General features: G+C 67.9%; 22 protein-coding genes. 16 read left to right on the forward strand and 6 right to left on the reverse strand.

The annotated features are described in order from the left end of the window. Positions 1–269 precede the first annotated feature (269 nt). The 5 genes from AB4Z01_RS23335 to ligA all read left to right on the forward strand — a co-directional run bounded on the left by AB4Z01_RS23335 (position 270) and on the right by ligA (position 7,156). On the forward strand, positions 270–893 hold the full coding sequence (locus tag AB4Z01_RS23335; protein WP_441698045.1) for a hypothetical protein: 624 nt from the start codon (positions 270–272) through the stop codon (positions 891–893). A gap of 505 nt (positions 894–1,398) precedes the next feature. After that, positions 1,399–2,364, forward strand: coding sequence for a UDP-3-O-acyl-N-acetylglucosamine deacetylase (gene lpxC, locus AB4Z01_RS23340; RefSeq protein ID WP_441698046.1), 966 nt, complete (start codon positions 1,399–1,401; stop codon positions 2,362–2,364). Positions 2,365–2,503: 139 nt separating this feature from the next. Then, entirely contained in the window at positions 2,504–3,331 is an 828-nt protein-coding gene (locus AB4Z01_RS23345) for an outer membrane protein assembly factor BamD (protein WP_441698048.1), read from the forward strand. Positions 3,332–3,335: 4 nt separating this feature from the next. Further along, the gene (recN, locus tag AB4Z01_RS23350) at positions 3,336–5,015 is read left to right on the forward strand and encodes a DNA repair protein RecN (RefSeq protein WP_441698050.1); all 1,680 of its coding nucleotides are present in this window, start codon (positions 3,336–3,338) and stop codon (positions 5,013–5,015) included. Next, the gene (ligA, locus tag AB4Z01_RS23355; protein WP_441698052.1) at positions 5,012–7,156 is read left to right on the forward strand and encodes an NAD-dependent DNA ligase LigA; all 2,145 of its coding nucleotides are present in this window, start codon (positions 5,012–5,014) and stop codon (positions 7,154–7,156) included. Before recN ends, ligA begins: the two co-directional genes overlap by 4 nt. A gap of 59 nt (positions 7,157–7,215) precedes the next feature. Here ligA and AB4Z01_RS23360 read toward each other — a convergent pair whose 3' ends face one another. Then, positions 7,216–10,314 carry a M10 family metallopeptidase C-terminal domain-containing protein gene (locus tag AB4Z01_RS23360; protein ID WP_441698054.1) on the reverse strand — a complete coding sequence of 1,033 codons (3,099 nt, stop codon included), beginning with the start codon at positions 10,312–10,314 and terminating at the stop codon, positions 7,216–7,218. A 622-nt stretch (positions 10,315–10,936) separates the two neighbouring features. Here AB4Z01_RS23360 and AB4Z01_RS23365 point away from each other — a divergent pair. Next, positions 10,937–11,269 carry a hypothetical protein gene (locus AB4Z01_RS23365; protein WP_441698056.1) on the forward strand — a complete coding sequence of 111 codons (333 nt, stop codon included), beginning with the start codon at positions 10,937–10,939 and terminating at the stop codon, positions 11,267–11,269. 3 nt (positions 11,270–11,272) lie between these two features. On the opposite strand, the gene dinB is transcribed toward AB4Z01_RS23365, so the two are convergent. Then, positions 11,273–12,532, reverse strand: coding sequence for a DNA polymerase IV (gene dinB, locus AB4Z01_RS23370; protein ID WP_441698058.1), 1,260 nt, complete (start codon positions 12,530–12,532; stop codon positions 11,273–11,275). A 149-nt stretch (positions 12,533–12,681) separates the two neighbouring features. Here dinB and AB4Z01_RS23375 point away from each other — a divergent pair, with 149 nt between their 5' ends. Continuing rightward, positions 12,682–13,290, forward strand: a complete 609-nt coding sequence (locus AB4Z01_RS23375) for a hypothetical protein (RefSeq protein ID WP_441698060.1) — start codon at positions 12,682–12,684, stop codon at positions 13,288–13,290. A 15-nt stretch (positions 13,291–13,305) separates the two neighbouring features. Here the strand turns inward: AB4Z01_RS23375 and AB4Z01_RS23380 are convergent, their stop codons facing one another. Continuing rightward, positions 13,306–14,031 carry a GntR family transcriptional regulator gene (locus AB4Z01_RS23380; RefSeq protein WP_441698061.1) on the reverse strand — a complete coding sequence of 242 codons (726 nt, stop codon included), beginning with the start codon at positions 14,029–14,031 and terminating at the stop codon, positions 13,306–13,308. 241 nt (positions 14,032–14,272) lie between these two features. Between AB4Z01_RS23380 and AB4Z01_RS23385 the strand changes: the two genes are divergently transcribed. The 5 genes from AB4Z01_RS23385 to AB4Z01_RS23405 all read left to right on the forward strand — a co-directional run bounded on the left by AB4Z01_RS23385 (position 14,273) and on the right by AB4Z01_RS23405 (position 19,418). After that, on the forward strand, positions 14,273–15,304 hold the full coding sequence (locus tag AB4Z01_RS23385) for an ABC transporter ATP-binding protein (protein WP_441698063.1): 1,032 nt from the start codon (positions 14,273–14,275) through the stop codon (positions 15,302–15,304). 13 nt (positions 15,305–15,317) lie between these two features. Then, positions 15,318–16,607, forward strand: coding sequence for an ABC transporter substrate-binding protein (locus tag AB4Z01_RS23390; RefSeq protein WP_441698065.1), 1,290 nt, complete (start codon positions 15,318–15,320; stop codon positions 16,605–16,607). 68 nt (positions 16,608–16,675) lie between these two features. Further along, complete coding sequence (locus AB4Z01_RS23395) at positions 16,676–17,608, forward strand: ABC transporter permease (RefSeq protein WP_441698067.1); 933 nt, start codon at positions 16,676–16,678, stop codon at positions 17,606–17,608. Continuing rightward, positions 17,608–18,510 (forward strand): ABC transporter permease, encoded by a 903-nt coding sequence (locus AB4Z01_RS23400; protein ID WP_441698069.1) that lies wholly within the window; start codon positions 17,608–17,610, stop codon positions 18,508–18,510. Before AB4Z01_RS23395 ends, AB4Z01_RS23400 begins: the two co-directional genes overlap by 1 nt. A 158-nt stretch (positions 18,511–18,668) precedes the next feature. Continuing rightward, on the forward strand, positions 18,669–19,418 hold the full coding sequence (locus AB4Z01_RS23405; RefSeq protein ID WP_441698071.1) for an aspartate/glutamate racemase family protein: 750 nt from the start codon (positions 18,669–18,671) through the stop codon (positions 19,416–19,418). Between the two features lie 183 nt (positions 19,419–19,601). On the opposite strand, the gene AB4Z01_RS23410 is transcribed toward AB4Z01_RS23405, so the two are convergent. Both AB4Z01_RS23410 and AB4Z01_RS23415 read right to left on the reverse strand, forming a co-directional pair. Next, the gene (locus AB4Z01_RS23410; RefSeq protein WP_441698073.1) at positions 19,602–19,847 is read right to left on the reverse strand and encodes a type II toxin-antitoxin system ParD family antitoxin; all 246 of its coding nucleotides are present in this window, start codon (positions 19,845–19,847) and stop codon (positions 19,602–19,604) included. A gap of 229 nt (positions 19,848–20,076) precedes the next feature. Then, complete coding sequence (locus AB4Z01_RS23415) at positions 20,077–20,682, reverse strand: DUF1349 domain-containing protein (protein WP_441698075.1); 606 nt, start codon at positions 20,680–20,682, stop codon at positions 20,077–20,079. Between the two features lie 213 nt (positions 20,683–20,895). On the opposite strand from AB4Z01_RS23415, the gene AB4Z01_RS23420 reads away from it, so the two are divergent. The 4 genes from AB4Z01_RS23420 to AB4Z01_RS23435 all read left to right on the forward strand — a co-directional run bounded on the left by AB4Z01_RS23420 (position 20,896) and on the right by AB4Z01_RS23435 (position 24,660). Next, positions 20,896–21,870, forward strand: coding sequence for a Bug family tripartite tricarboxylate transporter substrate binding protein (locus AB4Z01_RS23420; RefSeq protein ID WP_441698077.1), 975 nt, complete (start codon positions 20,896–20,898; stop codon positions 21,868–21,870). Positions 21,871–21,874: 4 nt separating this feature from the next. Beyond that, positions 21,875–22,321, forward strand: coding sequence for a tripartite tricarboxylate transporter TctB family protein (locus AB4Z01_RS23425; protein WP_441698079.1), 447 nt, complete (start codon positions 21,875–21,877; stop codon positions 22,319–22,321). A 19-nt stretch (positions 22,322–22,340) separates the two neighbouring features. Beyond that, a complete protein-coding gene (locus tag AB4Z01_RS23430; protein ID WP_441698081.1) occupies positions 22,341–23,840 on the forward strand; it encodes a tripartite tricarboxylate transporter permease in 1,500 nt (499 codons plus the stop codon). A 61-nt stretch (positions 23,841–23,901) separates the two neighbouring features. Then, positions 23,902–24,660 carry a metallophosphoesterase family protein gene (locus tag AB4Z01_RS23435; protein WP_441698083.1) on the forward strand — a complete coding sequence of 253 codons (759 nt, stop codon included), beginning with the start codon at positions 23,902–23,904 and terminating at the stop codon, positions 24,658–24,660. Positions 24,661–24,675: 15 nt separating this feature from the next. Here AB4Z01_RS23435 and AB4Z01_RS23440 read toward each other — a convergent pair whose 3' ends face one another. After that, the gene (locus AB4Z01_RS23440) at positions 24,676–25,524 is read right to left on the reverse strand and encodes a hypothetical protein (RefSeq protein ID WP_441698085.1); all 849 of its coding nucleotides are present in this window, start codon (positions 25,522–25,524) and stop codon (positions 24,676–24,678) included. Positions 25,525–25,705 lie beyond the last annotated feature (181 nt).

Here is a 25,705-nt window from a genome sequence, read left to right on the forward strand (position 1 = left end):
CCGCCGMACGGCGAAGCCGGTCCAGACCGGCTTGCGTCTGACCTCGCGCATCTCGTCCTCGCATGAAAAAGCCCGCCGCGGCGGGGCCGGGCGGGCGCAACTCTTCGACTGTGCCTGAATGATGCGGTTCGATGCGGCATCGCGTCAAGAACAAAGATAGAACATGCGCATGGGCGCGCACGCCGCCACGGCCCGCCGGGCACCCGGCCGGAGCCAGTAAACACATTGTGCAATTGTATTAACTGCGACTCACGTTCATGCTATGTTCCATGAACAAGGCGCAGACCGATTCGGCCACCGAGGCCCCGGCCGCTCCGCAGGAGGAGCGGGCGGCGGATCTGTGCGTGGTGGCGGAGCTGGTCGAGATTCAGATGTCGATCGCCCGGGCGACGCAGCGGGAGGCGCTGCAGGCGCCGCAGCCCGGGGTCGACTATTGCCAGCGGATCGCCACCGTCTCGCGTGCCGTGCGGCTGACCCTGCTGCTCAAGGACAAGCTGTCGCGCCAGGCCGCCGAGCGGCGCAAGGCCGCGGCGCAGCGCGAGGCGGCGCAGGAGGACTGGCACGCGCTGCGGGTCCGGCTGGCGATGATGGCGGCGGCCTATGAGGTGTCCRAGGACGGCGAGGAGGCCGACCGCCGCGCCGACGAGGTCTGCGAGCGGCTGGAGCGGCCGGAGGTGGCGGAGCTGGTGGAAGCCAGCCGGGCCGAGGTCGCGGTGGCAGCCTTGTGCCGGCGCTGGGGCTATCCGGTGCGGGTGAAGCAGTGGCTCGAGATGGCCGACGAGGCCCTGGAGGAGCTGGGCTTCATTCCGCCGGAGGACGGCGAGGATGATGAGGATCCGCCCGAGCCCCGCTCGGCCGGCACCGGCCGCCGCAAGCCTCCGGATACCGGATGACCGCGTAGGTTGGGTTCGCGTCTTCGCGAACCCAACATGTCGCCGCCGTCGCGGCCCCCGATCCCGTTGGGTTCGCTGCCGCGAACCCAACCTACAACACCGATTTGCGCAGCCTTCCACACTCCCCCTGCCCTTGCGGGAGGGGATTGGGGGAGGGGTGTGCGCGCGTCCGCGCGCCTGCCGCCGTCCGCTTTCCCAAACAAAACCTCGTCATCCCCGCGAAAGCGGGGATCTCATCCCGCTCGACCGGATAGAGATTCCCGCTTTCGCGGGAATGACGGCAAAAGGATGGATTGGTGCTCTGAAAACGTCCCGCCCCGCGGGCGAGGCTGGAGGCGCTTGCACCTCCGGCCGCAAGCGAACGCCCACGCGTAACAGTCCGAAACAAAGTGTGATTTTTTCTGGCGCGCCGGGGGGTCTAGGGTGCCTTCGTCCCGAAAGGGAAGCTTTGTCAGCCCTTTGTGCTGCGAAGTGCATGTTAAGCGAAGCGAAGGACACCCCAATCGTGGCTCATCTCTCGGCGGAATCGGGTGCGGCAACGCAGAAGACGCTGAAGACCGCGATCAAGTGCACCGGCGTCGGCCTGCATGGCGGTCAGGACGTCACCATGGTGCTGCGCCCCGGTGAGATCAACACCGGCATCGTCTTCGTGCGCACCGACGTGCCCCAGGGCCGGCGCAGCATCGGCGCGCGCTGGGACAAGGTGACCGACACCCGGCTGTGCACCGTCATCAGCAACACCCAGGGCATCAGCGTCGGCACCATCGAGCATCTGATGGCGGCGCTGCGCGGCTGCGGCGTCGACAATGCGGTGGTCGAGCTGAACGGCGCGGAAGTGCCGATCATGGACGGCAGCGCCGCCCCCTTCGTGTTCCTGATCGAATGCGCCGGGCTGGTCAGCCAGCCGGCACTGCGCCGCAGCATCCGCGTGCTGCGTCCGGTCGAGGTCACGGCCGAGGACCGCTGGGCCCGGCTGACGCCGTCGGCCAGCACCACCTACAGCTTCGAGATCGATTTCCCGAGCCGCGCGATCGCGCATCAGGAAGGCCTGATCCGGCTGTCGAACGGCAACTTCAAGACCGAGATCGCCCGCGCCCGGACCTTCGGCTTCGCCCAGGAGGTCGAGGCGCTGCGCCGCCACGGCCTCGCGCTCGGCGGGTCGCTGGAGAACGCGATCGTGGTCAATGGCGACCGGGTGCTGAACGCCGAGGGCCTGCGCTACGAGGACGAGTTCGTGCGCCACAAGATCCTCGATTCGATCGGCGACCTGTATCTCGCCGGCGCCCCGATCCTCGGCCATTTCCACGGCTACAAGGCCGGCCACGCGCTGAACAACCAGCTGCTGCGGGCGCTGTTCGCCGACGACACCGCCTGGTGCTACGACACCAGCTTCGGTGCCGAGACCGCGGCCGAACCCTGGGCCCGGCCCGCGGTTGCCGCCGCTGCGCTGCCCACCGCCAACGCCGCCTGATCCCGTTCCGCTTGCCGCAATCGTCCCCCTTCGCTATTGCGTCGGGGGACGACGTGTGTCTGCCCGCGGGAAGGCGTCTCGCCATTCGCGTTCGGGGTGGGTATATAGGGGCCCGGACAGAACCGAAGGCGATGATCGAGTGAACAAGCGTCTGCAGTTTCGCCATCTGGCGCGGGTCGGGCTCGTCCTGCCGGCCGTTCTTCTCGCCGCCTGCGGCGGTTCCTCCGACTCTGCGAAGCCGGCCGCGGACCAGCCGCCGGAAGCGCTGTATTCCCAGGCGCAGCAGGCCTTCGACGAACGGGACTTCAAGACGGCAACGAGCCGGTTCGACGAGGTCGAGCGGCAGCATCCCTATTCGACCTGGGCGACCAAGGCCCAGCTGATGTCGGCCTATGCCAGCTATCAGCGCGGCGATTATGACGGCGCGATCGTGGCGCTGGACCGCTTCATCAGCCTGCATCCGGGCAGCGAGGAGCTGGCCTACGCCTATTACCTGAAGGCGCTGTGCTATTACGACCGGATCTCGGATGTGGAGCGCGACCAGCGCATCACCCAGCTGGCGACGAACGCGCTGAACGACGTCATCACCCGCTTCCCGAGCAGCGACTACGCCCGCGACGCCAAGCTGAAGCTGGACCTGACCTATGACCAGCTCGCCGGCAAGGACATGGCGATCGGCCGCTTCTACCTGAAGCGCGGCGAATACAACGCGGCGATCAACCGCTTCCGCAGCGTGGTCAAGAACTGGCAGACCACCAGCCAGGTGCCGGAGGCGCTGGAGCGGCTGGTCGAGGCCTATGTCGCGCTCGGGCTGAAGGAGGAGGCACGGCACGTCGCGGCGGTGCTCGGCCACAACTACCCGGGCGACCCCTGGTACCAGGACGCTTATGCGCTGCTGACCGGCTCCGGCATCCGCCCGCCCGACGACAAGGACTTCTTCGACCGCACCCTCGGATCGATATTCTGATCCAATGCTAGCCGGACTTTCGATCAGGAATGTGGTTCTGATCGAACAGCTCTCGCTTGGCTTTGCCGAAGGCCTGTCGGCGCTGACCGGTGAGACCGGGGCCGGCAAGTCGATCCTGCTCGACGCGCTCGGCCTCGCCCTCGGCGGCCGCAGCGATTCCGGGCTGGTGCGGCACGGCGCCGAGACCGCGACCGTCAGCGCCGAGTTCCTGCTGCCCGACGGCCATCCGGTCAAGGCGCTGCTGGCCGGGCAGGAGCTGCCGGTCGACGACGCGCTGGTGCTGCGCCGCAGCGTCGGCGCCGACGGGCGCAGCCGGGCCTTCGTCAACGACCAGCCGGTGTCGATCGGCCTGCTGCGCCAGATCGGCGCCGGGCTGGTCGAGGTGCACGGCCAGTTCGAGACCCAGGGGCTGCTCGATCCCAGGACCCATCGCGACGTGCTCGACGCCTATGCCGGCGCCGAGGCCCTGGCGGCCGCCTGTGCCAAGGCCTGGGACGCCTGGCGCGGCGCCCAGCGGCGGCAGGAGGAGGCGCTGGCCGAGGCCGAGCGGGCCCAGGCCGAGGAAGGCTTCCTGCGCCATTCGGTCGAGGAGCTGGAGGCGCTGGCGCCGGAGCCGGGGGAGGAGGCGCTTCTGGCCGAGCGCCGCGCCCTGCTGCAGCATCGCGAGAAGGTGATGGAGGGCGTCACCGCCGCCCTGTCCGAGTTGTCCGGCGACCGCGGCGCCGAGCGGGCGCTGGTGGCGGCGCAGCGCGCGCTGCAGCGCATCGCCGACCGCGCCGCCGGCCGCCTCGACCCGATCCTGGACCAGCTCGGCCGCGCCCTGGACGAGGCCGCCGAGGCCGTCACCGCGATCGAGCGCTTCTCCGCCGACATCGATCTCGACGCCGGCGAGCTGGAGCGGCTCGAGGACCGGCTCTACGCGCTGCGCTCCCTGGCCCGCAAGCACGGGGTGGAAACCGAGGCGCTGCCCGAGCTGCGCCGGCAATTCGCCGAGCGGCTGGCGCTGGTCGAGGACCGGGCGGCGGTGCTGGCGCGCCTGGCCGCGGCGGCGTCCGAGGCCCGCACCGCCTATGTCCAGGCCGGCGAGGCGCTGTCCAAGGCCCGGCGCAAGGCGGCGTCGAAGCTGGATGCGGCGGTGAAGGCCGAGCTGCCGCCCCTGAAGATGGAGCGGGCCCGCTTCGTCACCGATATCGGTCGTCTGCCGGAGGCCGATTGGGGCCCGGCCGGGCTCGACCGCGTCACCTTCCTGGTCGCGGCCAATCCCGGCAGCCCGCCCGGGCCGATCGGCAAGATCGCCTCGGGTGGCGAACTGGCCCGCTTCATGCTGGCGATCAAGGTGGTGCTGGTGCATCAGCGCGGCACGCCCGGCACCCTGCCGTCGATGATCTTCGACGAGGTCGATGCCGGCATCGGCGGCGCCGTCGCCGATGCGGTGGGCGAGCGGCTGAAGCGTCTCGGACAGCAGGTCCAGGTGCTGGTGGTGACCCACAGCCCGCAGGTGGCGGCCCGCGCCGACCATCACTGGCAGGTGCGCAAGGCGGATCGCGGCGGCGCCGTGGTCACCCAGGTGGCGGGATTGACGGCGGAGGAGCGGCGTGAGGAGATCGCGCGGATGCTGTCCGGGGCGAAGATCACGGCAGAGGCGCGCGCGGCGGCGGACAGCCTGCTGGGGAGGCGGGAATGAGCGACCAGGATCTGCGCGGTCGGCCGGTCGATGCGCTGACGCCGGAAGAGGCCGCGGCGGAGCTGGCGGCCCTGGCGGCGGAGATCGCCGGCCATGACATCGCCTACCACCAGCACGACGCGCCGACGGTCTCGGATGCGGACTACGACGCGCTGCGTCGGCGCAACGCCGATCTGGAGGTGCTGTATCCCGAGCTGATCCGGCCGGACAGCCCTTCGGCCAAGGTCGGCGCGGCGCCGAGCAGCGGGTTCAAGAAGATCCGCCACGCCATCCCGATGCTGTCGCTCGGCAACGCCTTCACGCCGGAGGATGTGCACGATTTCCTCAGCTCGGTCCGGTCCTTCATCAAGGAGCTGCGCGACGACCCGGAACGGCCGGTCGCGATCATGGCGGAGCCGAAGATCGACGGCCTGTCCTGCTCGCTGCGCTACGAGAAGGGGCGCTTCGTCCAGGCCGCCACCCGCGGCGACGGCAGCGAGGGCGAGGACGTCACCGCCAACGTCAAGACCATCGACGATGTGCCGCAGCGCCTGAAGGGTGAGGCGCCGGACGTGCTGGAGATCCGCGGCGAGGTCTATATGGACCGCAGCGACTTCGCGGCGCTGAACGCCCGCCGGGCCGAGGCGGGCGAGCCGATCTTCGCCAATCCGCGCAACTCGGCCGCCGGCAGCCTGCGTCAGCTCGATCCGTCGATCACCGCCTCGCGGCCGCTGCGCTTCTTCGGCTACACCTGGGGCGAGGTGTCGGCGCCGCTGGGCAAGACCATCGAGGAGATCCGCAAGCGCTTCGCCGGCTGGGGCTTCCGCCTGAACGAGCCGTCGCGGCTGTGCCACAGCGCCGAGGAGCTGCTGGCCTATTACGACGAGATCGGGGCGCTGCGCTCCAGCCTGCCCTTCGACATCGACGGTGTGGTCTACAAGGTGAACCGGCTGGACTGGCAGGAGCGGCTGGGCTTCGTCAGCCGGGCGCCGCGCTGGGCCACGGCGCACAAGTTCAAGGCCGAGCAGGCGCAGACCGTGCTGAAGGCGATCGACATCCAGGTCGGCCGCACCGGGTCGCTGACCCCGGTGGCGCGGCTGGAGCCGATCACGGTCGGCGGCGTCGTCGTCTCCAACGCCACGCTGCACAATGAGGACGAGATCCGGCGCAAGGACGTCCGCATCGGTGACACGGTGGTGGTGCAGCGCGCCGGCGACGTCATCCCGCAGATCGTCCAGGTGATCCTGGAGCGCCGCCCCGAAGGGGCGGTGGAATACGTCTTCCCCGAGACCTGCCCGGAATGCGGCAGCCTGGCGGTGCGGGAGGAGGGCGGCGTGATCCGCCGCTGCACCGGCGGTCTGATCTGCCCGGCCCAGGCGGTGGAGCGGCTGCGCCACTTCGTCTCCCGCAACGCCTTCGACATCGAGGGGCTGGGCGACAAGCACATCCGTGCCTTCCACGCCGATGGGCTGATCAAGACGCCGGGCGACATCTTCCGGCTGGAGGAGCAGGACAAGGCCAGCCTGACGCCGCTGCGCAACCGCGAGGGCTGGGGGCCGAAGAGCGCGCAGAAGCTGTTCGAGGCGATCGAGACCCGGAGGACCATCCCGCTCGACCGCGCCATCTACGCCCTCGGCATCCGCCAGGTGGGCGAGGCGACGGCCAAGCTGCTGGCCCGGCACTATGGCAGCTTCGCGGCCTGGCGGGCCGGCATGGAGGCGGCGCAGGACCGCGACAGCGAAGCCTGGCGTGACCTTACTGCGATCGACCAGATCGGCCCGTCGGTGGCCGACGATCTGCTGGCCTTCTTCGCCGAGGACCATAACCGGGCGGTGCTGGACGATCTGGCGGCGCAGCTGACGATCGAGGATTTCGTGCGGCCGCGTGCGACCTCCAGCGCCGTAGCCGGCAAGACCGTGGTGTTCACCGGCACGCTGGAGACGATGACCCGGCCGGAGGCGAAGGCGCGGGCGGAATCGCTCGGCGCCAAGGTCGCCGGCTCGGTCTCCGGCAAGACCGATTATCTGGTGGTCGGCGCCGATGCCGGCTCCAAGGCCGCCAAGGCGCGCGAGATCGGCGTCGCCACCCTGACCGAGCAGGAATGGCTCGACCTGATCGGCGGGGCGGGGGAGGCGGGGGCGCCGGACAAGAACGAGGCCTGAGGGGACGCCCCCTCAGGCCTCGCAGGTCACCGACGTCTGCTAGACGTCTTCAGCTTGGTTCACAGCACGAAGTCGCCGGCCACGAGGACGAGGGCGCCGGTGAGCCGGATGTGGAAGTCCGACGTGCCGTCGCCGTTGACGTCGCCGCCGATCGTGGTGAAGCCGCCGCCGCTGGAGAAGATCAGCTGGCCGGCGACGTGGGTGTACGGGCCGTTGCCGATGAAGGTGAAGGCCTGGTTACCAGCGACGCCGGTGTTGGCATCGATCGCCGACAGGTCGATGCGGTCGACTTGGGCATGGCTGAAGTCGGTGATCAGGTCCGCATTCGGCCCGAACGCGCTGTCCGTTGTCGCCTGGAAGACGAAGCGGTCGGCCCCGGCACCGCCGGTCAGCGTATCCGTGCCGCCCGCGCCGACGAGGACATCGTTGCCGTTCCAGCCCTGCAGCACATTGTTGCTGGCATTTCCGGCCAGGCCGTCATTGCCCTGGCTGCCGGACAGATTCTCGATCGACACCAGGATGTCGCCTGTGGCGTCGCCGCCACCGATCGTGCCGGCGGCGAGATTGATCGAGATCCCGACCGCGCTGTCGTAGTAGCTGGCGGTATCGATGCCGGCGCCGCCGCCGAGAGCATCGCCCCCCGCCCCACCGCGGAGCACGTCGTTGCCGTTATTGCCCTGCAGGTTGTTGACGCCGGCAGTCCCGACCAGGGTGTCATTGCCCTGGCTGCCGGAAAGGTTCTCGAACCCGCTCAGGGTGTCGCCCTGCGCGTCACCGCCGGTGCCGACGCCGGTGGCGAGGTTGACCGAGATTCCGACCGAGGTTTCATAGTAGGTGACAAGGTCGGTGCCGGCGCCGCCGTTCAGCACATCGGCTCCGGCGCCGCCGCGGATGATGTCGTCGCCGGCATCACCGTTGATGGTGTCGTTGCCGCCCAGTCCCCATGCATTGTCGTTGCCGGCGCCGAGGGTCAGGACGTTGTTCTCACCCGAGCCCGTGATCTGGTCGTTTCCGCTCGTTCCGATTGCGTTCTCGACGCTCGACAGCCAGATCTGGCCGTTCAGGGCGTTCAGGTCGTAGAAGATGCCGTCCTGGAGGTTAATGTAGGCGCCGAATCCTGGGAAGATTACGGTTGATGCATCGAAGGTGTCGGTTCCGGCGCCGCCGAAGAAGGCTTCGCCGACGCCGCCGTTCCATCCGGCCTCGATATAGAAGCGGTCGTTGCCCGCATCGCCGTAGACCTGGTCGACGCCCGAGCCGGCGGTCAGCGTGTCGTCGCCGGCGCCGCCCTGGATCAGGTCGTTGCCGTCGCCGCCGCTGACGGTATCGTTGCCATCCCCAGCCTGGATGTTGTCAACGCCGCTGCCGCCGCTGATGACGTCGTTGCCGGCGCCGCCCTGGATGTTGTCGTCGCCGCCGTTGCCGTAGAGGGCATTGGCCCCGCCGTCGCCGATGATCGTGTCGGCCAGCTGCGTGCCGCTGACGTTCTCGACCCCGGTGAGGATATAGGGGCCGCCAAAGGAGGGCGAGAAGTTGTAGGTCGCGCCGGCGAGGTTCACGACCGAGCCGTAGGTGGCCGTGTAGTTGCTGAGATCGAGGGTGTCGATCCCCGCGCCACCGGTGGTGTCGTCACCGAACTCGCCCTGACGCACGTAGAAGGTGTCATTGCCGTCGCCACCATCGACGGTGTCCTTGGTGAAACCGCCCTCGATCCAGTCATTGCCGGCACCGCCATTGATGACATCAACGTCGTAACCACCCGTCAGGACGTCATTCCCGTCCCCGCCATTGATGGTGTCGTTGCCGCTGTTGCCGTTGATGGAATCGGCGCCGGCGTTGCCGTTCAAGACGTTGCCGGCGATGTTGCCCTGGATGGTGTCGTTGCCGGAACCGCCATTGGCGTTCTCGATCAGCGAGCGCGCATCCCCATTGTACTGCAGCGCGTTGAAGACGTTGCCGCGGGCATAACCGCCGTTCGGGCCGCCGCCGAGATAGGCGAGCTGGCCTGACGAGAAGACGGAGAAACCGCCGGGATTGAGGTCCAGGGTCAGATTGGTGGTGTAGTTCGACAGGTCGTAGGTGTCGACGCCGCCGCCGTCCCAGACCGTCTCGAAGATGCGGTTGCCGCCGGGCGCGATGGCGATACCACCGTTGACGAAGGTGGTGCCGGTGGTCGGGCTCCAGCTATAGACCGTATCGGTGCTGTTGGTGGTGAAGTCCGCGCCGTACATGTATTGCAGCGCGGCGATGTCCAGCATCATGAAGGTCTGGGGGGCGCCCCAGGTCTCGTAATTGTAGCCGCTGGTGTCGTCGCCGATGAAGGTGCGGTACGTCATCACCGAGAATTCGAGCGAATCATGGTCGGCCGGCAGGGCTCCGTAGACGCCGGTTTCCTGACCGTGCTTCAGGCCCAGCGCGTGGCCGAGCTCATGGATCACGGTGTGCCAGTCGTAGTTGCCGGCGACCGGCGCGTCGCCGCTCGGCCCGAAGAAGGCATCACCGCCATAGACCCCGTTGTTCGGGTAATAGGCGTAGGCCGTGCCGGGATCGCTGGTGTTGGCGACGCGGATGGTGCCGGCCCCCGAACCGCTGCCGGCATAGCTGATGGTGAGATTGGTGAACCCTTCGGCCGCGAAGCCATAGGCACCGCCGGGCTGGGTGAAGATATCGGCGTTTAGCGCGAAGTGGACGGCGATCATCTGCTGCGCCGTCATCTGGTGGAAATTGGTGAACGCCTCCGGATGGCCGGCCTGATAGTCGCTCACCGCATCCGGGTCGCTGTAGGTGATGGAGCCGTCCGACCAGCGGACGCCGGCCAGGATGCCGTCGATCAACTGGTTGCCGGACGCGGCCACGGCCACGGCGGCGTCGGCCGAGCCGTTCTCCTCCGGCTTCGGCGCGCCGGAGCCGGCACTCGACGAAGTCGAGGTGTTGTGGACCACGAATCCGTCGGACCGGTCGCCAATCGCCGCGCGAATGGAGTCCGCGAGCGCGCCGCCATGGGCCAGGACTGCGTCCAGGCGGGACGCATCGGCGAATGTATTGTGGTACAGGAGGTCGTTCGACGATTGGCGCATCGACGACCATGCCATCGGATCGGCGAGAAGATCGCCGTCGGACGACAAGGCGTCGTATTCAAGGATGTTTGACGATTTCATACCGGGTCTCCCCTACGTGGTGAAGATCCGCAACCTTTGAGTGAAGATCCGCAACTTCTTGTTGTTTATTATTGATTGGTAGAAGGCACGATCGTTCAGGGTCCGAACGCGTCGTTCACTCGCGCGCTTCAGCCCAGTTGGAGCATGTCAGGAGATTGTGTCGTGAAGATGTTGCAATCCCGCCCTGGTGCGTAAGATTTATCCCCGCCGATCCTACTGCATCGCAAGCTGTCCCAAGACAAACGGTCTTTTCCTATCTAATGAATTATACATAAAATCCGCTATTGTGTCAATCTTGCGCCAGTACCCTAGTCGGAATTGTATGATTAAATTGGCGCGCTGACAGGACAGGAGTAGTGACTCAATTCCTGAATACTGAATGTTTGGATTACCTCATGGATTCGCCATATTCCCGAGAGAAAAGGTCGTTGTCGCCCTGCCGGCCTTGCGCGGTGCCAGGCATCTCTGCGTGCCCGGGAAGGAGCCGTGACCGATGAATGTCCAGATCTGGCCCTCCGCTTGTCTCGCATTGTCCGTGCTGTCTGCGGCGTTGCCGTGCTGGGCGCAGGGAGCCTTCGTTCCCCGGGACGGCGGCGCCCCGGAGCTTCGGGAGGAGGAGAGGATGGTGGCGCAGGCCGGCATGGCGCGGCCGCCGGACGACGCGGCGGTGCTCGCCCAGGAGTTTCGCGGGGCGGTCGCCGACGGCTCGAATGCGGCGCTGATCCGATTCATCGCGCGGCATCCGGGGACGGCGCTGGCGGATGAGGCGTGGCGCCGGCTGCAGCAGCGGCCCGCGCCGGACGAGCGGCCGCTGGCCAACGACCCGGACGCCGCGATCTATGCCGCCTTCGACACCGCCCGCCGCACCGGCACGGCCGAGGCCTGGCGCGACTTCGCCCGGACCTACGCCAACCACCCGCTCGCCGCCGAGGCGAGCCGGCTCGCGTCGCCGTAGCGGTCAGAGGTCCTTTTCGGCGAGCTCGCGGAACGCGTCGGGGACGGATCGGGACGGCCCCAGCGCGACCGAGCCATATCCGACCGCCTGCCAACCGAACCGTGCGCGGATCGCGTCGATCGCCCGGTCGGCCTGCCCGCGCGCCATGCCTGTCCGGGAGCCGGGCCGGCGCCGCTCATCGGCGAGCCCGAGCGGCAGCTCCAGTTGCAACTGCGGCCGGTCCCCGAGATGCGACACCGAGATCGCCAGCAGCGAGATGCTTTTCTCCTCTGGATGCTGCGCCAGGATGCCGCGCACCAGCTCCTCGGCGATCTCGGCCAGGATCGTGGTCGCCGAGACCGGCGCGTCGAGCGTCACGGCGCGCGTGACCGAGCGCAGATCGGCGAAGCGGACGCGGACCGTCACCGTCCGGCCGGGCCGCGACTTGGCCCGCAGCCGGGTGGCGACCCGGTCCGCCAGATGGCGCAGCGCCGGCACGAACACCCGCTCCTCGGCTGGTTTCCGGCCAAGCGCGGATTGCGCCCCGGCCGAATGCGACCGCCGCCGTGTCTCGATCGCCCGCGGATCGCGGTTCCAGGCCAGCGCCGACAGCTTCTCCCCGGCGGCGCGGCCCAGCAGCCGCTCCAGCGACCATCCCGGCATTTCCGCCAGCTGGCCGATGGTGTGCACGCCGCTTTCCGCCAGCCGTGCCCGCGTCACTGGGCCGACGCCCCACATCAGCTCGACCGGCAAATCGTGCAGGAACGCCAGCTCGACCTCGGGATCAACGACCACCAGCCCGTCCGGCTTGGCCACCTGCGAGGCGATCTTGGCCAGGTGCTTGGTGCGGGCCACGCCGATCGAGATCGGCAGGCCCAGCTCCGCCCGCACCCGCCGCCGGATCATCCGCGCGATCTCGTCCGGCGGGCCGAACAGATGGGTGCAGCCGGCGACATCGGCGAAGGCCTCGTCGATCGAGATCCGCTCGACCAGCGGCGTGAAGTCGCCCAGCACCTTGATGGCGGCGTCGCCCAGCCGCTGATATTCCCGGAAATGACCGGCGACGAAGATCAGGCCCGGGCACAGCTCGCGCGCCCGGCGTCCCGGCATGCCGCCGCGCACGCCGAAAGCCTTGGCCTCGTAGGAGGCGGCCAGCACCACCCCGCCGCCGACCGCGATCGGCCTGCCGCGCAGCGCCGGGTCCAGCAGCTGCTCGACCGACGCGTAGAAGGCGTCCAGATCCGCATGGAGGATGGTGGCTGTCGTTTCGGTCCCAACCGTCACCTGTCGACTCCGCGGCGGCTGTCAGGAACATATAGAGAACAATCCGATCGAAATGTCAAGCCGCCGGCATCACGATCAGCACCCAACCCCTTGCATTCCTGTGGAAATGGCGCACCATCCTCGGGATGTAGCCAAGGAGGAGGGCTGCGATGGGAAACGCTCATCTGGAGAAGTGGCGGTCCCTGGTCGACGAGTTCCGGCAGAAAGCCGGTGAGCTCGAGCGGGAGGAGCGCGAGACCTGTCTCGCCTGCACCGCGGCCGACCGGGCCAAGGTCGCCGAAGCACAGCATTTCATGGAAAGCAGTGGCATCGGCGAGGCGCTGTGTGCGCTGGTCTGGGACGTCCGCCGCTTCGCCGCCTGGTCATGCCACGGCAAGCCGGTCCCGCCGGACTTCACCGAGCTCGCCATGGTCGCCGACCACATGAAGGACTTCGCCGTCGACTTCGCCTATCGGGGCCGGCGCTACGGCATCACCTTCAAGGAGCGGTCGCTGCATCCCGACCCGCGCGGCGACAACCATGGCGAGGCCCATCTGTCGTCAGCCGGCGAGACGGTGTTCGGCGTGTCGATGGTGAATCGGGCGGGCGCCGCCTACGACGACTGGCATCCGATGGCGGTGGAGGCCTTCCGCCCGGGCGGCTGGATCGCCGACCTGCTCGAAATGCACCGGGAGCACCGGCGCGCCAAAGCAGCCGCCGAGGCGAAGGCGCGGGATCAGGTCACCAGCCGGCGCGCCGCGATGATCTCGCTGGAGTGAGGCGGTCGCCTCTCCTCAGCGCGGCCTGAGCACCGTGGCCAGGTCGACCGGCCCGGCTTCGGCCGGGGCCAGGTCGAGGTCCTGCTCGATATGGGTCAGATGGGCCAGCATGGCGGCACCGGCGCGGTCGGCGTCGCGCCGCGCCAGGGCGTGCAGGATCGCTTCATGCTCGGTGTTGCCGCAGGCCGAGGCGCCGCTGCGGCCGTACAGGGCGATGACCAGCGAGGCGCGCGACACCAGCTCGCGCAGGAACCGCTCCATCACACGCTGCCGGGCGATCTCGGCGATGCCGAGGTGGAACAGGCCGGACAGCTGTATGGCACGCGGCCGATCGGCCCGGCGCAGCGCCTCCGCCTCCTCGGCCAGGTGCCGCTGCAGCCGCTCGATGTCGGACGGCACGGTCCGCTCGGCGGCGCGGCGGGCGATCGCCGCCTCCAGCGTGCGCCGCGCCTCGAACACCTCGCGCGCCTCCTCCACCGTGGGTGCCGCGACGAAGGCGCCGCGGTTCTTCTCGATCACCACCATATGCTGATGCGCCAGCGCCTGCAGGGCGGAGCGGACGATGGTCCGGCTGACGCCGAAGGCGGTGCCGATCTCGTCTTCCGACAGCTTGGTGCGTGGCGGCAGCCGGTGCTCGACGATCGCATCCAGGATCGAGCGGTAGATTGCCGCCGACCGCGCGCCGCGGTCGGGGATGTCGCGGGTTCCGGCCAGCGTGCCGACGGTCTCGATCGTGTCCATGCTTCCGCTCCGGCGCGGCGCGGCCGCGACTCGTCCGGCTCACCATCCCATGCGGATCGGCAGGGCTCAAGATTGTATTCTTGTCCAGTCTGGATTGTGCACAATCTTCGGGCTGGCTGTATGCGAGTGCCCAAAGCGTAGGCGGCTGCCGATCCGTGATGCGCCTCCACGCGGCGGGAGTCGCGGCATCAGGCGCTTGGCACGGCGCTTGCTCCTCCGTCTTTCCGAAAGGGAGAGCGGCATGCGCGGCGCAGATCTCGAACTGGTGAAGGTGACCAAGCGCTACGGCGGCACCGTCGCCGTGGACGGCATCGACCTGAGGATCCCGGCCGGCACCTATTGCTGCCTGCTGGGCCCCTCCGGCTGCGGCAAGACCTCGACCCTGCGCATGGTCGCGGGGCATGAGGCGGCGTCGGACGGCGACATCATCCTCGGCGTCGCCAACGTCACCGACCGGCCGCCGGCCAAGCGCGGCACGGCCATGATGTTCCAGTCCTACGCCCTGTTCCCGCATCTCTCGGTCGCCGACAACGTCGCCTTCAGCCTGAAGATGCGCGGCGTGGCGAAGGCCGAGCGCCGGGCCAAGGCGGCGGAGCTGCTGGCCCTGGTGGCGATGGAGGCCTATGGCGAGCGCTTGCCGGCGCAGCTGTCGGGGGGGCAGCAGCAGCGCGTGGCCCTGGCGCGGGCCTTGATCACCCAGCCGCAGATCCTGCTGCTGGACGAACCGCTCTCGGCCCTCGACCCCTTCCTCCGCATCAAGATGCGGGCCGAGCTGAAGCGGCTGCAGCTGGAGCTCGGCATCAGCTTCATCCACGTCACCCACAGCCAGGAGGAGGCGATGGCGCTGGCCGACCTGGCGGTGGTGATGAAGGGCGGGCGGATCGAGCAGGCCGGCCCGCCGCGGGATCTGTTCACCCGGCCGGCCACCGAATTCGTCGCCCGCTTCATCGGCGGCCACAATGTCGTGACCCTCGGCGGCCGCCTGGCGACGTTGCGCGCCGACCGGCTGCGGCTGAGCAAGGTCAACGGCGCCGGCGTGCCGCCCGGGCAAGTCGAGGCGGTGGTGCAGGGGGTCGAATACCAGGGCGCCACCGTCCACGTCGCCTTCGCCTGCGAGCTGGCGCCGGACATGCTGGCCTGGCTGCCCGAGGCCGCCTTCTTCGCCGACCCGGTGGCGCCGGGCGACCGCGTCGCCGTCGCCTGGGCCGACCAGGACATCCACCCTCTCCACACCGATGCCGCGGGGCGCGGCGACCATCGCCCCCAACCCTAAGGAGGCTCACACCATGGCGGAACCCAAAGACACCAAGCGCGGCTTCTCCCGCCGCACCCTGCTGAAGACCACCGCGGCCACGGCCGGCGCGCTGGTCGGCAGCCGCGCCATCACCGGATTCCCGGCGATCATCGCGGCCGAGCCGGTGACGCTGCGTTATCTCGGCACCGCGGTGAACCAGAGTGCCGACATCGCCAAGAAGGCGAAGGAGGATCTCGGCATCATCATCGAATACGTGCCGGTGACCACCGACGAGGTGACCAAGCGCATCGTTACCCAGCCGAACTCCTTCGATCTCGTCGACAGCGAATACTTCTCGCTGAAGAAGCTGCTGCCCTCCGGCAATCTGCAGGGCATGGACGCCAAGCGGATCAAATATGTCGACCAGATCTCGACCGTCTTCACCAAGGGCGAGCTGAACGGCAAGAAGATCGGCGACCAGGGCACCGCGCCGAAGAAGGTGTTCTACCTGCCCGAGAAGAACGGCAAGACCTTCGCCACCGAGCCGACCGAGTGGATCACCCTGATCCCGACCACCTACAACGCCGACACGCTCGGCATCCGGCCCGATTTGATCGGCCGGCCGATCGAGAGCTGGAAGGAGCTTTTGAACCCCGAATTCAAGGGCAAGGCCTCGATCCTGAACATCCCGTCGATCGGCATCATGGACGCGGCGATGGTGGTGGAATCGGCCGGCCTCCACACCTATGCCGACAAGGGCAACATGACCAAGGAGGAGATCGACCTGACCATGAAGGTGCTGACCGAGGCCAAGCAGGCCGGCCAGTTCCGCGCCTTCTGGCAGGATTTCAATGAGAGCGTGAACCTGATGGCGTCGGGCGAGACGGTGATCCAGTCGATGTGGTCGCCGGCCGTGACCAAGGTCCGCTCCATGGGCATCGCCTGCACCTTCCAGCCGCTGAAGGAAGGCTACCGCGCCTGGGCCTCGGGCTTCGGCCTGCCGAAGACGCTGAAAGACAAGAAGCTCGACGCCGCTTACGAGTTCGTCAACTGGTTCCTGTCCGGCTGGGCCGGCGCCTATCTCAACCGCCAGGGCTACTACTCGGCGGTGCTAGAGACGGCCAAGGCCAATATGGAGCCCTATGAATGGGCCTATTGGATGGAAGGCAAGCCGGCCGCCCAGGACATCAAGGCGCCGGACGGCACGGTGATGGAGAAGGCCGGCGCGGTGCGCGACGGCGGCTCCTATGACGCGCGCATGGGCGGCGTCGCCTGCTGGAATGCGGTGATGGACGAGAACGACTACATGGTCCGCAAGTGGAACGCCTTTATCGCCGCTTAGCATGATCATCCGCGCAGGTCGGGTTTGCCGCGCGCGAACCCGATCTGCGCCGCTGAAAGATGTCGACCATGACGGCCATCTCCGCGGAAGACGCACCCATCCGCACCGCCGCGGCGCCCCGGGCAGAATCCTCCGGCCGCTTCACGGCATTCCTGCAGGCGGCGCCGATGATGCTGGTGTTCCTGCTGTTCTTCGTGCTGCCGCTGGCGGTCACGGTGGTGGTCAGCTTCTGGGACTACACCGAATACTCGATCGTGCCGGACTTCACGTTGCGCAACTATGTCGAGGCGTTCGACGGCTGCCTGACGTCGCTGCCGGAGCTGTGCACCACCTTCAAGACCTATCTTTCGACCCTGAAGATCGGCGCGATGGTGTGGGCCATCACCCTCGGCCTCGGCTTCACCATCGCCTATTTCCTGGTGTTCCATGTGCGGACCACGGCGATGCAGATCGTGCTGTGCCTGCTCTGCACCATTCCGTTCTGGACCTCCAACGTGATCCGGATGATCTCCTGGATCCCGCTGCTCGGCCGCAACGGGCTGGTCAACCAGGGGCTGCTCGGCCTCGGCGTGATCGACCGGCCGATCGACGGGCTGCTCTATTCCGAATTCTCGGTGGTGCTGGCCTTCGTGCACCTGTTCACCGTGTTCATGATCGTGCCGATCCTGAACTCGATGCTGCGCATCGACCGGTCGCTGATCGAGGCCGCGACCGACGCCGGCGCCAGCGGCTGGCAGATCCTGTGGAACGTGATCGTGCCGCTGTGCAAGCCGGGCATCGTCATCGGCTCGATCTTCGTCGTCACCATCGTGATGGGCGACTTCGTCACCGTCGGCGTCATGGGCGGGCAGCAGATCGCCTCGGTCGGCAAGGTGATCCAGGTCCAGCTCAGCTACCTGCAGTTCCCTGCCGCCGCGGCCAACGCCGTGATCCTGCTGGCCGTGGTGATCATGATCATCGTCGTCCTGACCCGGCTGGTCGACATCCGGAAGGAGCTGTGATGCGCGAGGGCCGTCCGCTCTCCTTCTACGTCCTGGCCGCGGTGTTCGCGCTGTTCGTGCTGTTCCTCTATGGCCCGACGCTGACCATCTTCGTGCTGTCCTTCCAGGGGCCGCAGGGCGGGCTGACCTTCCCGATGAACGGCGTCTCGACCTTCTGGTTCGAGAAGCTGTGGGCCGGGATGGGCGTGGTCGACATCGGCGCCGCCTTCTGGCGCTCGCTCAAGCTCGGCCTCGTGGTCATGGTGCTGACCATGGCCTTCTCGGTGTCGGCGGGCCTGGCCTTCCGCCGGCGCTTTCCGGGCCAGTCGGCGCTGTTCTACACCGCCATCGCCAGCCTGATCATGCCGTCGATCGTGGTCTCGCTCGGCATCGCGCTGGAGTTCCGCCTGCTGGACGAGGCGATCAAGAGCCTGGGCGAAAGCTGGGACATCGCCTGGGTCAATGACGAGTTCACCACGACGATGGGCCTGTTCCGCTCCGGCCTCGGCGCGCATCTGACCTGGACCATGCCCTTCGGCCTGCTGATCATGTTCGCGGTGTTCAACCGCTTCGACCGCCGCTACGAGGAGGCCGCGCGCGACCTCGGCGCCTCCGCCTGGCAGAGCTTCCGCCATGTGGTGCTGCCGATCATCGGCGCCAGCGTGGTCGGCGTCGGCCTGTTCGGCTTCACTTTGTCCTGGGACGAGATCGCCCGGTCGTCGCAGGCGATCGGCGAGCAGAACACCCTGCCGCTGGAGTTGCAGGGCCTGACCACCACGGTGACGACGCCGGAGATCTATGCCCTCGGCACGGTGACCACGGCGGTATCGCTGGCGGTGGTGCTGACCGCGCTCGGCCTGATGGCGCTGCTGCGCCGCCGCCGCACCCGCCACGGCACCGACGCCGGCAAGGGGCTGGTGTGAGGATGGATGGAGTGGTGAGGGTTTCCCTTTTTCTGTCATGCCCGGGCTTGACCCGGGCATCCAGGGCGGCAAGAGCCGCTCTCGGTGGCCCCTGGATTGCCGGGTCAAGCCCGGCAATGACAGCAAGGGGAACCGCCGTGCCTCGAACGGCCTGACCCATGGAGATCCTCGTCGTCAACCCGAACACCACGGCCGGCATGACCGCCAAGATCGGCGCCGCCGCCGCGGCCGCCGCGGCGCCGGGCACCCGTGTCACCGCGGTGAATCCGGAGACGGGCCCGGCCTCGATCGAGGGCTGGGTCGACGGCGCCTTGGCCGTCCCCGGCCTGCTGCAGGAGATCGCCCGCGGCGAGGCGCGCGGCGTCGCCGGCCACGTGATCGCCTGCTTCGACGACACCGGGCTGGATGCCGCGCGCAGCCTCGCGACGGCCCCGGTGGTCGGCATCGGCGAGGCCGGCTTCCATGTCGCCTCGCTACTGGCCGGCCGGTTCTCGGTGGTGACGACGCTGGCGCGGTCGATCCCGATAATCGAGGCGAACCTGCAGCGATATGGCCTGGCCGCCCGGTGCGCCCGGGTCCGGGCGGCGGAGATCCCGGTGCTGGAGCTGGAGCGCCCTGGCTCGGATGCCGAAGAGCGGATCTCGGCAGAGATCKCGACGGCGCTCGAGGCCGACCGGGCCGAGGCGATCGTGCTCGGCTGCGCCGGCATGGCCGATCTCGCCGCGCGGCTGTCGGCCCGGCACGGCGTGCCGGTGGTCGACGGCGTCGCCGCCGCGGTCACGCTGGTCGAAAGCTTGGCGCGGCTCGGCCTGCGCACCGCCAAGACCGGCGGCTACGCCCCGCCACGGCCGAAGCCCTATGCGGGTGGCTTCGCGCCGGTCACGTCGGGACACACCTCGATCACGTAGCGGCTCAGCTTGTGGCGCTTGGCAGGTGATACCAGCGGACCGAAATATTAACTCGTCATGGCAAGCCCCGAAGGGGCGTGGCCATCCAGCGGTACCGACCTACTGGATGGCCACGTCGCTACGCTCCTCGCCATGACAGAGGAGGGATCGAAGAGTCGATCTCAAAGACCACTGGTATAGGGTTTACCTCGCATGCTTGACCCGCATCCGAGCCACAAACACCTCGCTATCAAAGGCCTGCGGTTTGCCTGATCTTTCGCCTGCGACCAGCGCATCCTGCAACGCCTTCACTTTGGCTTCATGGACTTCCAGCAGGCGCAGCCCGGCGCGGACAACGTCGCTGGCCGAGCGGTACCGCCCGCCCTGCACCTGCGCATCGATGATGTCGGCGACGTGATCGTCGAGCGGAATCGTTGTATTGCGCGCCACCTAAAACTCCCCGGACGCGGGCTAACGGCATTTAGCCACAAAACAAGTTCTGATGCAGGCGAGCCCACGAAAGATCGTCATTGCGATCCCGGCCTTGAGCCGGGGGAAGCAATCCAGGGCCGCAAGAGCGGAGACATGGATTGCTTCGTCGGCTTCGCCTCCTCGCAATGACGGTTCTTTAGTAGGAGAAGGATAGAGCAGATTACGTGCTCGCCAGTATGAGCCGATATCAGGGCCTCGTGATCCGCAGATGGCCGAACTGCGCCTCGTAGCCTGCATCCTTCGGGCTGCAGGCGTAGAGGCCGGCCAGGATCGGGCCGGCGCCGTCATCGGCGTGCAGCCGGGCGATGCGCAGCTGCACCCAGCGGTCGTCGCCCTCCGGCGCCGCCTCGACGATGTAGTCGGCGCCGGTGCGGCGGATGCGGAAGCCGGTGGCGCCGCCCGGCCGGGTCGGCACGTCCTGGGTCGACCAGTCGGACCAGCCGGCATTGGTGACCACGGCGCCGAGGCGGCTGTGCGCCGCTGTCTCGAACTCGACAGAGGTCTTGATCCAGCTGTCCGGCGACTGCCGTACGATCAGCCCGGCCTGGTCGTACTGATGCACGGGGCTGCCGCGCACGACCGTCTCCATCACGAAGTCGCCGGCGACCGGCAGCGCCAGCACATGGCCGTTGTCGACCCGGAAACCGTAATGCGTGCCCTGCCAGAAATCGGTTCCGGCGGCGGTGCGCAGCCGCAGGCCCTCCGGCCCGATCGACCAGTCCTGTGGCGGGTTGGTCCAGGCCAGCCCGGGGTCCAGGGCAGGGGACAGGAAGGTCTCGTCCAGGATATTCATCGCGTCTCTCCCTGTATTTGCGGCCCATCAGACGTGAGCCCGGCCGGCCGGGCAAGGGACATCGCGCCAGGACGATAATCTCGATCGATGCTCGCCATGCATCGATCGATGCCGTCTTGGACCTGGAGTCGGATCGGTGTCCTCCGTACCGTCCGGATAAGCCCGCCGGAAGACGGTCGGAACCGAGACGATTCATCAGGGGGAGGACCAACCATGATCACCAGACGCCGCGCGCTCGCGCTCGCCGCCGGCCTTGCCATCCTCGGGGCTGCCGGCTCGGCCTCCGCGCAGAATTTCGAACGCACCGTCCGCATCGTCGTTCCCTACGCGCCGGGTGGCACCTCCGACACGCTGGCGCGCATCATCGCGCCGCAGCTCTCCGAGGCCATCGGCCAGACCGTGGTGGTCGAGAACAAGCCGGGCGCCGCCGGCAATATCGGCGCCGACGCGGTGGCCAAGGCCGACCCGGACGGGCACACGCTGCTGCTGGCGGATGTCGGCTCGATCGCCACCGCGCCGGGGCTGTTCAGCGACCTGTCCTACGACCCGCTGAAGGATCTGGCGCCGGTCGGGATGATCATGTTCGTGCCCTATGTGCTGGCGGTGAACAAGGACCTGCCGGTCAACACGGCGGCCGAGCTGGTCGATTACGCCAAGGCCAATCCGGGCAAGCTGGCGGTGGCCAATTCCGGCATCGGCGGCGTCAACCACATCACCGCGGTCGCCATGGCCAAGGATCTCGGCATCCAGTGGAAAACGGTGCCCTATCGCGGCGGCTCGGCGGCCACCCAGGCGGTGGTGTCGGGCGAGAGCAAGGTCATCATCAACGGCGCCACCGCGACCCTGCCCTTCGTCGCCAACGGCCAGCTTCGCGGCATCGCGGTGACCGGCACGGACCGGATCGCCAGCGCGCCGGACATCCCGACCTTCACCGAGGCCAAGCTGCCCGCCGCCGATGTCGGGTCCTGGCAGGGGCTGCTGACCACCGCCGGCTCGCCGCCCGCTTTGGTCGACAAGCTGAACCAGGCGCTCGGCGAGATCCTGAAGAAGCCGGAGGTGGCGGAGCGGATCGCCCAGCAGGGCGGCCGGGTCGTCGCCGGGCCGCCGGCGGATCTCGGCTCCTGGCTCGCCACCAACACCGAGGCCTGGGGCAAGGTGATTGCCGACGCCGGCATCAAGGGCGAGTGACGGGGTGACGCGCATCAACTGGCCGGACCTGCTGTTCGGCCTCTTCCTCTGCGTGGTGGCGGCCGTCGTCCTGGTCGCCACGCGCAAGCTCAGCTTCGGCAGCCCGGCCGATATGGGGGCCGGCTTCATGCCGCGGGTGCTGGCGATCGGCGCCGCCGGCTTCGGCCTGGTCTTCGCCCTGCGCAGCCTGGCGATCGGCGGCGAGGGGATCGAGGCGCCGAAGCTGCGGCCGATCCTCGGCGTCCTCGCCGCCGTCGCAATCTTCGCCCTGCTCGCCGCCAAGGCCGGGCTGGCGGTCGCCGGCTTCGCCACGGTGGTCGTCGCCGGCCTCGCCAGCCGGGAGACGCGGCTGCGCGAGACCGTCGTCTTCGCCGTCGGGCTCAGCGCTGCCGCGGTGATCCTGTTCGTGCTGCTGCTGGACCTGCCGGTGCCGGTCTGGCCTCGCTTCTAGGCCGTATTCCAGGGACGCCATGGACCTGTTCGACAACCTGCTGCTCGGCCTGACCACGGCGCTGCAGTGGCAGAACCTGCTGTACTGCCTGTTCGGCGTGCTGATCGGCACGGCGATCGGCGTGCTGCCCGGCATCGGGCCGATCCCGACGGTGGCCCTCTTGCTGCCCTTCACCTTCGGGCTCGACCCGGCCTCCGCCTTCATCATGCTCGCCGGCATCTTCTACGGCGCGCAATATGGCGGCTCGACCACGGCGATCCTGGTCAATGTGCCGGGAGAGACCTCGTCGGTCGTCACCTGCCTCGACGGCCATCAGATGGCGCGCCAGGGCAAGGCCGGACTGGCGCTGGCCATCGCCGCCATCTCCTCCTTCTTCGCCGGCACGGTGGCGACGGTGGTGATCGCCCTGCTGGCCCTGCCGCTCGCCGCGCTGGCGCTGCAATTCACCGCGGTCGAGTATTTCAGCCTGCTGGTGCTCGGCCTGATCGCGGCGGTGATCCTGGCGCATGGCTCGGTGGCCAAGGCGCTGGCCATGGTGGTGGTCGGGCTGCTGCTCGGCATCGTCGGCATCGACGTCTCCTCCGGCGCCTCGCGCCTGACCTTCGGCATTCCGGAGCTGGGCGACGGGCTCGACTTCGTGCCGATCGCCATGGGCCTGTTCGGCCTCGGCGAGATCATGGCCAATCTCGACCGGCCGCAGCCGCGCCAGCTGGTCAGCAGCAGGGTGCGCGACCTGATGCCCCGCTGGGCCGATCTGCGCCAGGCCTTCCCGGCGATGGTGCGCGGCACGGCGATCGGCTCCTTCCTCGGCGTGCTGCCCGGGGGCGGGGCGGCGCTGCCGCCCTTCACCGCCTATGCCGTGGAGAAGAAGCTGGCCCGCGATCCCAGCCGTTTCGGCAAGGGCGCGATCGAGGGCGTGGCCGGGCCGGAGGCCGCGAACAATGCCGGGGCGCAGACCAGCTTCATCCCGCTGCTGACGCTCGGCATCCCGTCCAACGCCCTGATGGCGCTGATGATCGGGGCGCTGATGATGCACGGCATCCAGCCCGGGCCGCAGATCATGACCGAGCAGCCGCAGCTGGTCTGGGGCGTGGTCGCCAGCATGTGGGTCGGCAACCTGATGCTGCTGGTCATCAACCTGCCGCTGATCGGGATCTGGATCTCGATGCTGAAGATCCCCTACCGGCTGATGTTCCCGGCGATCGTGCTGTTCTGCTGCATCGGCACCTACGGCATCGCCAACAGCATGTTCAATGTCTGGCTGATGCTGGGCTTCGCGCTGGTCGGCTACTTCTTCGTCAAGGTGAAGGCCGAGCCGGCGCCGCTGCTGCTGGGCCTGGTGCTGGGGCCGCAGCTGGAGGAGAACTTCCGCCGCGCCATGCTGCTGTCCGATGGCGACTTCACCGTGTTCCTGACCCATCCGATCAGCGCGGTGCTGCTGGCCGTCGTGGCGATCCTGCTGCTGGCGATGCTGGTGCCGGCGATCACGCGCAAGCGCGAGCAGGCGCTGGCGGAATAGCCTTCCCCTCGGTGCGGCGGGGCGGCATCGTGGCCGTCCCGCCCCCCGCCGCAGGTCCCGTATGCGCCTCGCCGTCCTCGCCGACATCCACGGCAACCTCCCGGCCCTCGAAGCCGTGCTGGCCGATCTCGACCGCCGCGGCGCCGATGGCATCGTCCATCTCGGCGACTGCGTCTCCGGCCCGCTGTGGCCGCGCGAGACGCTGGACCTGCTGATGTCCAAGGACTGGCCGACCGTGCGCGGCAACCATGACCGCTGGGTCTGGGAGGACCGGGACGAGCCGCCGAGCACCTCCGACGGCTATGCCCGCCACGCGCTCGACGCCGCCGGCCGCGCCTGGCTCGGCGCCCTGCCGATGAAGCTGGAGCTGCCGGGCGGCATCACCGCCTTCCATGCAAGGCCGGACGACGACAACGCCTATCTGCTGGAGGATATCGAGGCCGGCCGGCTGGTGCGGGCTCCGACCGACGCCATCGCCCAGCGGCTGACCGGCGTCTCCGGCCCGGTCATCCTGTGCGGCCACAGCCACCTGCCCTGGCTGCTGCGCCTGTCGGACGGGCGCTGGATCCTCAACCCCGGCAGCATCGGCGCCCCGGCCTATGACGACCCGACGCCGCCGGCCCATGTCTCCGAATCGGGATCGCCCGCCGCCCGCTACGCGATGCTGGAGCTGGACGGCGACAAGGTCGCGGCCGAGCTGATCGCCATTCCCTACGACCACGACCGCGCGGTCCGCCGGGCGGCGGAGAACGGCCGTCCCGACTGGGCGCACGCGCTCGCAACCGGATATGCGCTCGGGGGCGACCTCACCGTGTTGTGATATCGCGCGAGAGTGCTAGGCTCCCGATTGTGGCGAAGACATGCCAATCTTCGCCTGAAACTCAGGAGATGGGCCGACTGAGAACCGGATTGGGCAGTGTAGGTTACGCCTTTCGATTGGGATCTCATAGAAGGCGATATCTTTGAAGATCGACTTATCTTTCGTTGCGTGGATCAACAAATCTTCGGCAAGAGTCAGCATATTGTCGAGAGCAGCATCCATATCCCCAACAACGTCACTTTTTGGTTCACCGGTCCGGCTCCAGGTCGGAGGGACATAGCCGTCCGGGAGAGCGACGATATTTTCGATTGTCATCGTACCAGAGAGCCCGCCAGGATGCTCAAGCGCGTTCCTCATCCGAATTAATTTGGCGGTCCAGCCTTGTTCTGTTTTGAGAAGCTCCGTGAGGTGGTGGTTTGCTCCAAGGGTGGCAGCCGCCCACTTTACGAGGTTGCTGTCGCCTACTCCTTTTAGATCCGTGAACGCACTAGCATCCTTTAGTTCACAGCCGTACACAATTTGAAACAAGCCAAGTAGGTCGCGCAGGTAGTTTTTGGCTTCATAGAGAAAACTCTCGACGATTCCATCTAGGCCGATGACGTGGGGAATTTCACGGACCCTAGAATCTTTCTGTTCTTGGATTCGTTCGGCGCTATTCACAATTTTATTGACTAATTCTTCCCGATTTTCGTGGCAGCGCAAAAGTCTTGGTGAAAGCGTACGGGTATAGAGTTCGACAAGCGCCTCTCGGTTTGCCTTGGTCAGGTCGATCCACTGTACCAGTTCGGCTGTTTGTGGACCGAGACGGGCCACCACCGGATGGCTGGTGCCAACATCCGAGATCTTCCGAATCTCAAAAGCCACGGTATCTATCCGCGTGTGAAATGGAGTTTCCCTCGTATGGGCGTCGCGCCGTCGCATTGCAAGGGCTACCCATCATGGATGCCGCAGGGAATTCGAGGTGCGCAAATGAACGTCCGAGTGCAGTTGCCCAGTCATTCAAAAGTGACTTCCTGTGCATGTTGATCGTGCTATGCCGCCTTGT

This window comes from Inquilinus sp. YAF38, from assembly GCF_052113205.1.
In the GTDB taxonomy this organism is placed as follows: Bacteria; Pseudomonadota; Alphaproteobacteria; order DSM-16000; family Inquilinaceae; genus Inquilinus.

What these genes read in the sequence shown, in the direction of transcription:
- AB4Z01_RS23360 (WP_441698054.1), bottom strand. Translation starts at nt 10,314, where the DNA reads ATGAAATCGTCAAACATCCTTGAATACGACGCCTTGTCGTCCGACGGC.
- AB4Z01_RS23375 (WP_441698060.1), top strand. Translation starts at nt 12,682, where the DNA reads ATGGGAAACGCTCATCTGGAGAAGTGGCGGTCCCTGGTCGACGAGTTC.
- AB4Z01_RS23420 (WP_441698077.1), top strand. Translation starts at nt 20,896, where the DNA reads ATGATCACCAGACGCCGCGCGCTCGCGCTCGCCGCCGGCCTTGCCATC.
- AB4Z01_RS23365 (WP_441698056.1), top strand. Translation starts at nt 10,937, where the DNA reads ATGGTGGCGCAGGCCGGCATGGCGCGGCCGCCGGACGACGCGGCGGTG.
- AB4Z01_RS23435 (WP_441698083.1), top strand. Translation starts at nt 23,902, where the DNA reads ATGCGCCTCGCCGTCCTCGCCGACATCCACGGCAACCTCCCGGCCCTC.
- AB4Z01_RS23395 (WP_441698067.1), top strand. Translation starts at nt 16,676, where the DNA reads ATGACGGCCATCTCCGCGGAAGACGCACCCATCCGCACCGCCGCGGCG.
- recN (WP_441698050.1), top strand. Translation starts at nt 3,336, where the DNA reads ATGCTAGCCGGACTTTCGATCAGGAATGTGGTTCTGATCGAACAGCTC.
- AB4Z01_RS23430 (WP_441698081.1), top strand. Translation starts at nt 22,341, where the DNA reads ATGGACCTGTTCGACAACCTGCTGCTCGGCCTGACCACGGCGCTGCAG.
- AB4Z01_RS23385 (WP_441698063.1), top strand. Translation starts at nt 14,273, where the DNA reads ATGCGCGGCGCAGATCTCGAACTGGTGAAGGTGACCAAGCGCTACGGC.
- AB4Z01_RS23400 (WP_441698069.1), top strand. Translation starts at nt 17,608, where the DNA reads ATGCGCGAGGGCCGTCCGCTCTCCTTCTACGTCCTGGCCGCGGTGTTC.
- AB4Z01_RS23415 (WP_441698075.1), bottom strand. Translation starts at nt 20,682, where the DNA reads ATGAATATCCTGGACGAGACCTTCCTGTCCCCTGCCCTGGACCCCGGG.
- AB4Z01_RS23380 (WP_441698061.1), bottom strand. Translation starts at nt 14,031, where the DNA reads ATGGACACGATCGAGACCGTCGGCACGCTGGCCGGAACCCGCGACATC.
- AB4Z01_RS23390 (WP_441698065.1), top strand. Translation starts at nt 15,318, where the DNA reads ATGGCGGAACCCAAAGACACCAAGCGCGGCTTCTCCCGCCGCACCCTG.
- ligA (WP_441698052.1), top strand. Translation starts at nt 5,012, where the DNA reads ATGAGCGACCAGGATCTGCGCGGTCGGCCGGTCGATGCGCTGACGCCG.